Annotated in this window: 12 protein-coding genes; 2 read left to right on the top strand and 10 right to left on the bottom strand. The window is 67.2% G+C overall.

What is annotated here, in order from left to right:
• On the top strand, positions 1–561 hold a 561-nt coding region (locus WBA11_RS06895), incomplete at its 5' end, for a peroxiredoxin family protein (protein ID WP_424519967.1).
• A 57-nt stretch (positions 562–618) separates the two neighbouring features.
• Here WBA11_RS06895 and atpG read toward each other — a convergent pair.
• From atpG to WBA11_RS06845, 10 genes are all read right to left on the bottom strand, one after another.
• On the bottom strand, positions 619–1,542 hold the full coding sequence (atpG, locus tag WBA11_RS06890; RefSeq protein ID WP_424519966.1) for an ATP synthase F1 subunit gamma: 924 nt from the start codon (positions 1,540–1,542) through the stop codon (positions 619–621).
• An 80-nt stretch (positions 1,543–1,622) separates the two neighbouring features.
• Positions 1,623–3,215, bottom strand: coding sequence for a F0F1 ATP synthase subunit alpha (gene atpA, locus WBA11_RS06885; RefSeq protein ID WP_424519965.1), 1,593 nt, complete (start codon positions 3,213–3,215; stop codon positions 1,623–1,625).
• A gap of 57 nt (positions 3,216–3,272) precedes the next feature.
• Complete coding sequence (gene atpH / locus WBA11_RS06880) at positions 3,273–3,824, bottom strand: ATP synthase F1 subunit delta (protein ID WP_424519964.1); 552 nt, start codon at positions 3,822–3,824, stop codon at positions 3,273–3,275.
• A 75-nt stretch (positions 3,825–3,899) separates the two neighbouring features.
• The gene (gene atpF, locus WBA11_RS06875; RefSeq protein WP_424519963.1) at positions 3,900–4,409 is read right to left on the bottom strand and encodes a F0F1 ATP synthase subunit B; all 510 of its coding nucleotides are present in this window, start codon (positions 4,407–4,409) and stop codon (positions 3,900–3,902) included.
• Positions 4,410–4,496: 87 nt separating this feature from the next.
• The gene (gene atpE, locus WBA11_RS06870) at positions 4,497–4,724 is read right to left on the bottom strand and encodes an ATP synthase F0 subunit C (RefSeq protein ID WP_424519962.1); all 228 of its coding nucleotides are present in this window, start codon (positions 4,722–4,724) and stop codon (positions 4,497–4,499) included.
• 74 nt (positions 4,725–4,798) lie between these two features.
• On the bottom strand, positions 4,799–5,995 hold the full coding sequence (gene atpB / locus WBA11_RS06865) for a F0F1 ATP synthase subunit A (RefSeq protein WP_424519961.1): 1,197 nt from the start codon (positions 5,993–5,995) through the stop codon (positions 4,799–4,801).
• Positions 5,996–6,301 (bottom strand): ATP synthase subunit I, encoded by a 306-nt coding sequence (locus tag WBA11_RS06860; protein WP_424519960.1) that lies wholly within the window; start codon positions 6,299–6,301, stop codon positions 5,996–5,998. It lies immediately after the preceding gene.
• Positions 6,302–6,475: 174 nt separating this feature from the next.
• Positions 6,476–6,859, bottom strand: a complete 384-nt coding sequence (locus WBA11_RS06855; RefSeq protein WP_424519959.1) for an AtpZ/AtpI family protein — start codon at positions 6,857–6,859, stop codon at positions 6,476–6,478.
• 2 nt (positions 6,860–6,861) lie between these two features.
• The gene (locus WBA11_RS06850; RefSeq protein ID WP_424519958.1) at positions 6,862–7,305 is read right to left on the bottom strand and encodes a bactofilin family protein; all 444 of its coding nucleotides are present in this window, start codon (positions 7,303–7,305) and stop codon (positions 6,862–6,864) included.
• A 59-nt stretch (positions 7,306–7,364) separates the two neighbouring features.
• Positions 7,365–8,249: a M23 family metallopeptidase gene (locus WBA11_RS06845; RefSeq protein ID WP_424519957.1), complete on the bottom strand. Its 885-nt coding sequence runs from the start codon at positions 8,247–8,249 to the stop codon at positions 7,365–7,367.
• 138 nt (positions 8,250–8,387) lie between these two features.
• On the opposite strand from WBA11_RS06845, the gene rpsT reads away from it, so the two are divergent.
• A complete protein-coding gene (gene rpsT, locus WBA11_RS06840) occupies positions 8,388–8,642 on the top strand; it encodes a 30S ribosomal protein S20 (protein ID WP_424519956.1) in 255 nt (84 codons plus the stop codon).
• Positions 8,643–8,714 lie beyond the last annotated feature (72 nt).

The raw sequence follows: 8,714 nt of genomic DNA, 5'->3' as shown, positions 1-8,714 counted from the left end.
GCCCAGGCGTTGGCCCGAGTCGCCGTCGACCCCGGCGCCGAGTCGCGTGGCGAGATCGAGACCCGTGGACGGGCACTCGTCGGCGCTGACGACTGGGACCGTCTCACGTTCTCCGCACTGTCGGACGCCCGCCGCTGGGCCCTCGCCCAGTCCGACCCGTTCTCGTTCGACCGGTCGACTGGGGTCGCCGACCGAACGGGCAAACGGGTAACCGTCAACTCTGTCATGGCCCCGAATGGGCTGACAGTCCTGCTCACGTTCGCGGCGGGATGCGGCGGCTGCATCCAGGCGGCGCCGGCCATCGAAGCTCTCCATCGGCAACTCGACGGGACGGGCGCACGCGTGGCGGTGGTGTCCCACGACGACCCGCTCGAGGACACGTTCTTCGACGACCGCGAGATGACGGTGCCCGTCGTCTACGACGTCGACCGGTCCGTCTCGCTCGCCCTCGGCTCTGCCGCGACGCCGAACTACTACGTCGTCGACCGGGCCGGAGTCGCCCGGTACGTCCCGTCGCTCGGCGACGTCGCCCGCTACCTCGACGCCTTGGAAAGCGAGTAGGCGCAGCCTGCCCCTAAAGGCTCGACCTCGAGGACGGCCGCGCCCTCGAGGACGGAGCTACTTCGCGGCCAGGGCCTCGGCGCCCGACGAGATCTCGATGATCTCCGTCGTGATGGCCGCCTGGCGGACGCGGTTGTAGGTCAGCTTGAGGTCCTTCAAGAGCTCGCCCGCGTTCGTCGTCGCGTTGTCCATCGCGACCATCCGCGCGCCCTGCTCCGACGCGTTCGACTCCAGGAGCGCGCGCCACAACTGGTACTGGAGGTACTCCGGGATCAGCCGCTCGAGCAACACCTCGGCGGACGGCTCGAAGATGTACTCGACCTCCTCGTCCTCGAGGGCGCTGCTGTCCACGTCGGCCGACTCCTCCATGACCGGCGTAAAAAACGTCTCGGCCGGGATCGGAAGGAGTTGCTCGGCGACGCGGTTCTGCGTGATCGTGTTCTTGAACTCGTTGTAGATCACCTCGACCACGTCCCATTCGTCGTCCAGAAACCCCTCGACGGCGATGTCTACGACCTCACCCGCGAGCGGGAACTTGAGGTCGTTGAACACGCCCTGGTAGTCGCCCACCAGGTCGAAGCCGCGCTTGCCGAAGTACTCGTGCGCCTTGCGTCCGACGGCCAGGATCTTGAGCGTGCCGGCATCACGCTGCGCCTGGAAGCGCTCGGCGATGGTCGCCTCGGCGACCTTGAGCAGGTTCGCGTTGAACGCGCCCGCCAGGCCGCGATCACTGGTCACCACGATCAAGAGAGCGCCCTCGACCTCCTCGCGCTCCTCGAACAGCGGGTGCGTCGCCACGTCGAGGCCGGCCCGCAGGTGACCGATCATCTCGCGAATCTTGAACGCGTAGGGCCGCGCCGAGAAGATCCGCTCCTGGGCCTTCCGCAGCTTGGCCGCCGCGACCATCTTCATGGCCCGCGTGATCTGCTGCGTGTTCTTGACCGAGCCGATCCGGCTGCGAATGTCTCTCAGAGAGGCCATGGTTTTAGGGGTTGGGGATTAGGGTTTGGGGGTTCAGGTCGAGGGCATTTCCCCAATCCCTAACCCCCAGACCCCAACACCTACGCGGTGTACTTCGTCGCCAGGTCCTTGGCCTCCTGCTCGAAGGCAGCCTTCGCCTCGTCGGTCATCTTGCCAGACGTGGCGACGGCCTCGAGGGCGGCACTGTGCTTGAGCGAGAGCGCATCGCGGAACTCCTTCTCGAACTCGCGGACGCGATCGACCGGGACGTCGTCGATCAGGCCCTGACCGGCCACGTAGATGATGGCGACCTGCTCGGCGACCGGGACCGGCTCGTACTGGCCCTGCTTCAGGACCTCGACCAAGCGGGCGCCACGGTTGAGCTGGCGCTGCGTCGCGGGATCGAGGTCGGAGCCGAACTTGGCGAACGCCTCGAGGTTGCGGTACTGAGCCAAGTCCAGGCGCAGGGTGCCCGAGACCTTCTTCATCGCCTTGATCTGGGCGTTGCCACCCACTCGCGAGACCGACACGCCGACGTTAATGGCCGGGCGGACACCCGCGTTGAACAGGTTCGACTCGAGGAAGATCTGACCGTCGGTGATCGAGATCACGTTGGTCGGGATGTAGGCCGAGACGTCGCCGGCCTGGGTCTCGATGACCGGGAGCGCCGTGAGGGATCCTCCGCCCTTGACGAGCGGCGCGAGCGACTCGGGCAGGTCGTTCATGTCCTTCGCAATCGTGTCGTCGGCCGTGATCTTGGCCGCGCGCTCGAGCAACCGCGAGTGAAGGTAGAAGACGTCGCCGGGGTACGCCTCGCGGCCCGGCGGGCGACGGAGCAGGAGCGAGACCTCACGGTAGGCGACGGCCTGCTTCGACAGGTCGTCGTAGATGCACAACGCGTGGCGGCCCGTGTCGCGGAAGAACTCACCGATGCAGGCGCCCGCGAACGGGGCGATAAACTGCAACGGCGCCGGCGCCGAGGCTGGCGCGTTCACGATGACCGAGTACTCCATGGCGCCGTAGCGCTCGAGGGCGGCCTGGAGCGTCGCGACCGTCGAGGCCTTCTGGCCGATGGCGACGTAGATGCAGTAGACCGGGCTCCCGCCGGCACCGTGCGTCGTCTTCTGCGACAGGATGGTGTCGACCAGGACGGCCGTCTTGCCCGTCTGGCGGTCGCCGATGACCAACTCACGCTGGCCGCGACCGATCGGGACCATCGCGTCGATGGCTTTGATGCCCGTCTGAAGCGGCTCCGTCACCGGCTCACGGTAGATGACGCCCGGCGCCTTGCGCTCGATGGGCATCTCGAAGAGCTCGCCTGCGATCGGCCCTTTGCCGTCGACCGGGTTGCCCAACGGGTCGACGACGCGGCCCAGCATGCCCTCGCCGACCTTGATGGACGCGATGCGGCCCGTCCGGCGAGCCTCGTCGCCCTCCTTGACGTCGTTCGCGTTGCCGAAGAGCACGGCACCGACGTTGTCCTCCTCGAGGTTGAGGACCATGCCGGTCACGCCGGACGACGGGAACTCGATGAGCTCGCCGGCCTGGACCTTGGACAGCCCGTAGAGACGGGCGATGCCGTCGCCCACCTGGAGCACGGTGCCGACCTCGTAGGTGTCGGTCTCGGAAGAGAAGTTGCCCAGCTCCTCGCGGAGCACGGCGGTCACTTCGTCGGGTCGGATCGCGGTTGCCATGTCGTTGGAGTCGGTGTGCGCTCGGTCGTCCTCGAGGACGCGGCTTCGGAGCGCGAGTTAGTTCAGGCTGATCTGGGCACGCTCGGCGAACTGGTCGCGGAGCATCTCGAGTTGGTGCTTGACGCTCCGGTCGAACACGACGTCGCCCAAGCGGACGACGAGCCCGCCGACGAGCGACGGGTCGATCTCGTAGCGCATCCGCACGGTCTTGCCGGCACGGGCCTCGAGCGATTTCTGGAGCTCCGTCATCTGCTCGGGCGCCAGCGGCTTAGCCGTCTTGACCGATGCCTCGATGACGCCCAGACGGTCGTCGCGAAGCTGGCGATAGGCCTCGAGGACGGACGGGATTTGACCGTCGCGCTCCTTCTGGACCAGCAGATTCAGAAACTTGGACGTCAAGGCCGAGACCTTGCTGCCGAAGACGCCCTCGAGGACGGCCCGCGTTTTCTCCTGGGAGTAGATCGGGCTCTCGAGGACGAGGCGCAGGTCGCGCGACCCTTCCAAGGTCGCATGGAGCAGGTCCACGTCCACGTCGACGTCCTCGAGGACGCCCTGGGATTGGGCCTCCTGGGCGAGTGCCTGCGCGTAGCGTCGAGCGACGGGGTCCATGTCTGGAGGGATGGAGGGGTTGAGAGACGGAGGGACGAGGGCGTCAAGAGAACCGTCCCTTATTCCCTATCCCTCTCAGTTCTGAGGCAGGTCGGCGATAAACCGGTCGACCAGCCCACGCTGCTCGGTGGCGTCGATCTCCTTCCGGAGAATCTTCTCGGCGGCACCGACAGCAAGCGCGGCGACTTCGGAGCGCAGCTCGGCCAGGGCCTGCTGCTTTTCGAGTTGGATGTCGGCCGTGGCCCGCTCACGCTCGGCGGTAAGCTCGTCGCGCAGCTCAGACTTGGCCGCCTCGCGTTGCCGCGTGGCCTCCTCACGGGCGTCCCGCAAGATGGTCTGTGCTTGGGCCTCGGCCTCACGGCGGGCCGTGTCGTTCTGAGCCAGCAGGGCCTGGGCCTCCGCATTGGCTCGCTCGGCACGCGAGAGCGATTCCTCGATCGTCGTCTCGCGCTCTTTGAGACCGCCCAAGATCGCCGGAAAGGCAAACTTGGCCAGCACGAAGAACATGAGCCCGAAGGCAATCGTGATCCAGAAGGCCAGACCTGCGTTGTAAGACAGGAGGTCGGCGGCGAGGACGAACGGCATCGGTCCGGGAGCGTGGGAGTACAGGAAACGCCCGCCCCAACGATGCTGGGGCGGACGAGAAGGCGCCGGGAGGGCGCCCCGGTCGCGCTAGGCCACCGCCATCAGGATGCAGACGACCAGGCCGAAGAACGTCGCGCCCTCGATGAGGGCTGCCGCGATGATCATCGTGGTCCGGATGTCGCCGGCCGCTTCGGGCTGACGGGCCGAGCCCTCGAGGGCGGCGGCAGCGAGACGGCCGATGCCGAGGGCAGCACCGATAACGGCGAGGCCGGCACCGAGGCCGGCGGCGAGGTAACCGAGTCCGATGGGGTCCATAACGAGTGTGGGGTGAGGGAAAGTCGAGGGTGGGCGAGTGGCGCCCAAAACGCGGCGAGCGCCGCGGCTATCGGTTAAGCGGGAGAGAGCGCGGCCTCCGAGCCGACCGTCCGCTCATGCAGCTTGTGGTCAGCTTGGCCGTTGGACTGGGAGACGGCGACGTCGTGGGCCGTCAGGCCGTGGTCTTCGGAATGGTCGTGGTCGTGCTCATGCTCCGCGGTCGCCATGCCGATGAACAGCGCCGAGAGCAGCGTGAACACGTAGGCCTGGATAAAGGCGACGAGCACCTTCAAGATGTAGACGCCAGCCGTGAGCAAGACGGCCGGAACCGTCGTGAGCCAGCCCGCCGTCGTGTTGATCGCGCCAATCAGGAAGATGAGCCCGATCAGGTTGAGGATCACCAGGTGACCCGCGGCCATGTTGGCAAACAAGCGGACGGCGAGCGCGAACGGCTTGGTAAACAAACCCAGGATCTCGATCGGGACCAGGATGGGCTTGACGAACCACGGGACACCGGGCGGCCAGAGCACGTGCATCCAGTAGTCCTTTGTGCCGGCGAACTGCGTGATCACGAACGTGAACAGGGCCAGCACGACGGTCGTCATGATGTTGCCCGTGGCCGTCGCCCCGAAGGGGACCAACCCGATGAGGTTGGCGACCAAGATGAAGAAGAACGACGCCAGGAGGTACGGCAGGTACCGCTCGTACTTGTCTCCGATGTTGGGACGGGCGATCTCGTCGCGGACGTAGACGACGAAGGTCTCCATCAGATTCTGGAACGTCCCCCTCGGAGCCGTCGACCGGCCGATTCCGCGCTTGTACTTGGCGGCGAAGGGCAAGAAGAGCCCGAGCACGATCGCGATGGCGAGCAACGCCCAAACCAAGTGCCGCGTGATGGACAGGTCGATCACGACCTCGCCTTCGGCCGGGACCAAGTTGGACTTGTACACCGGAAGGGCCTCGACCGCCTCTGGAGCCGGGGCCACGAGGTCTCCGTCCTCGAGGTCGGCGGTCACGCTGGCCCCAGCGACTTGGTAGTCGCCCGAGGCGACGGCGGCCTTCGAGGTCCAGTAGGCGTCCAGCCGAAGGCCGCTCTCGCCCCGGACGACGAACAGCCGGGGGAGTTGAATTTTGCCAGCGGGCTCGAAGTCGAGGTAATTACCGTCGGCCGTGTGACCGACGGCGTCGAGCTTGACGCCGTCGGCCGCGTGGGCTGGAACGGCGACGACCGCGAGGGCCAAGACCAAGATGAAGCGCGATACTATCGACATCTAGGCGTCGGCCGTGGGCCGCTCCGAGGAGGGCCGAGAGAGCAAAAAGAGGACTTCGGCAGCCATGCCGGCCACAAACGTGACGCCCAAGCCGGCCACGAAGGCGATCCGGTGGACGTCGACAAAAACGAGGACGACGGCGAACGCCGCGAGGACCACCAGGAGCCGGATCCCCATTCCACCCAGGACCAAGTGCAAGGCCCGGTTTGAGTCGAGGCGCTCCGCACGTCGGGCCGTCCACACCGCGGCCACCGCGTTGGCCGCGCCCAACAGGGCGCCGATCAGGAGGCTGGCAGGGACGGTCATCGGGGGGAGACGGCCGGGCGGGTCCGGGGGAGCGGAGCGAAGGACGGCCAAGCTAGCCGGGCGCCTGCTGAGGCTCACCAAAGGCGGGGTGAAGATGAAGACAAGCGACCACGAGAACACCGACCTCGAGGACGACCGGAGCCTCGCGAGAGGCCGCTGCGTCCTCGAGGGCGGTTAGTCGTTTCCTTCCCCGTTCGCGACCCGGATCACAAGCGTCACGATGCCGACCAGGCCGAGGGCGGCCCCGACGATCACGCCCCACGGCTCCGTCCCCAGCCACCGGTCGGCCGCGATTCCCAAACCGACAAAGAGGAGCATCGATCCGCCGATCTGGGCGCCCAACCCGATGTGCTGGCCGGCCGCTCGCATCCCGTCGCCGTAGGCGTCCTGAACGACGCCCGGCGTTGACTTGGTCGGGGTATAACCGGCGCCTGGACCCTCGCCGGCCTCATCCCCGTCCTCGAGGTCGTCCTTCGGCGCGGCCCATTTCTGCGCCCACTCGCGGTCGGCGCGGTCGAACCGGTCCGGCCGGTCGGCCCAGGGGTCGCGCTTGGCCACGGCTAGGCGTCGCCCGAAACGACGGTAAAGCTGGCGTCCGACTCCGACGCGTTGCGCTTGGGCGAGCGGTCCCTCGAGGACGTGTCCTTGGCCGCTTGGCCCATCCGGCACTCGCCGTTGAACGTGGCCCCGTCCTCGACGACGAGCTTGTCCGTCACGATGTCGCCCTCGATGACGGCCGAGGCCTTCAAGACCAAGCGCTCGCGAACGGTGATGCGTCCACGCACGGTCCCCGCGATCTCGGCGGTTGTCGTGGAGACCTCGCCCTCGACGACGCCGCCCGGCATCACTATCGTCCGGCCGTCGACCTCGACGTTGCCATTGACGGTGCCGGACACGTTGACGTTGCCCTTGGATCGGACGGTGCCCTCGACCGTCGTCGAGGCTCCGATGATGTTGTGCTGTTCGGCGGGGTTGGTGGGGGTAGCGGTCCGGGTCTTTGCCATCGGGGTCGGCTGCGTGGTGGTGGAGCTCGAAGAACGAAAAAGGGCCATGAGGCGGGTGTCTATTGAGCCGAAAGCAACGCAGCTGGGTCTTGAGCAAGACCGTCGCGCCACACCTCAAAGTGGAGGTGAGGCCCCGACGTGATCCGTCCCGAGTCACCGCTCAGGGCGATGGACTCGCGGGCTCGCACGCGCTCCCCGACGCGCTTGAGCAACCGACTGTTGTGCTTGTAGACGGAAAGGTAGCCGCCCGGATGCTGGACCGCCATCGAATGCCCGCCGTCGCTCGTCCAGTCTGCGAACACGACGTATCCGTCCGCGAAGGCTCGTACCGCGGTCCCGCGAGTCGCCGCCAGGTCGATCGCGAAGTGACCGCGCGCCGCGTCGAACCCCCTCGAGGTCATTCCATCGACAGGGGGGAGCGCGGGTACGCGGAGGCCTTCGAGGTACCGCTCGGCACCCCGCACGTCTCGACCTCCACTCGAGGCCGGCATGGATCGGAGTGGGATCGCGGGCTGCGCGTGATCTCCACCGGCGGCTTCCCCTTCTGGTAGCGGCGCGGTGTCGTCATCGGGCAGCGCAAACGCTGTCGGGTCGAGAGTCGCGATGTCGTCCATGTCTCCGGTGATGATGGCTCGGAGTTGGGCCATCTGCTGGTATTGGAGCGCGAGCGAGTCCTCGAGGGCGGCGGCGCGCTGCGCGTTCGCTTCGGCGACTCCACGCAGCTCTCCCGTGCCCGGGCCGAAGACGAACCCTCGGAGCGGCGTCAGCAAGATGGCTGCGACCGCGACAGCCCCCATCACCACAATGCCGATGACGCCGGCGTAGAGTGCGTACCCGGGTCTCACCTCGTACTGGCGAGGCGTGCTCATCGTGTCCGGCTCCATCACGATCACGGTCCGAGCCGAGCCGGGGCGCCCAAACAGGTCGCGGAGAAAATCGGTCACGGAACGGGTTAAAGGGGATGCGATAGGGGGCTCTAGTTCGCCGCATTTGCACGCGAGCGCACGGGCAACCCTCTAACTTACCCGGCTCTTGAACCCCTGCGCCGTCCTCGTACGGCCCCGAACGGCCAGCCTCTTTCCATGCCACAGCATAAGTCCTCCGTGAAGCGCGTCCGCCAGGACGCCAAGCGTCGCCTCCGCAACCGATACCAGAAGGTCCGGCTGCGCACGCTCGTCAAGGCCCTGGAGGCCGAGACCGACCAGGCACAGGCCGAGTCCCTCCTCCGCGAGGCCCAGGCTCAGCTCGACCGCCTGGCGGGTCGCCGCGTGGTCCATCCGAACCGTGCCGCCCGAGAGAAGGGACGGCTGGCGAAGCTCGTCGACAACCTGGGCTAGCTCGCCCGAGGCGACCCGAGCCCTCTACATTGGGCCGGCGGTGCGTGCGGCATGAGTCGTGGCGCCCGCCGG

Source organism: Rubrivirga sp., assembly GCF_049648075.1.
GTDB lineage: Bacteria > Bacteroidota > Rhodothermia > Rhodothermales > Rubricoccaceae > Rubrivirga.
This window is presented reverse-complemented; position numbering and strand designations above follow the sequence as displayed.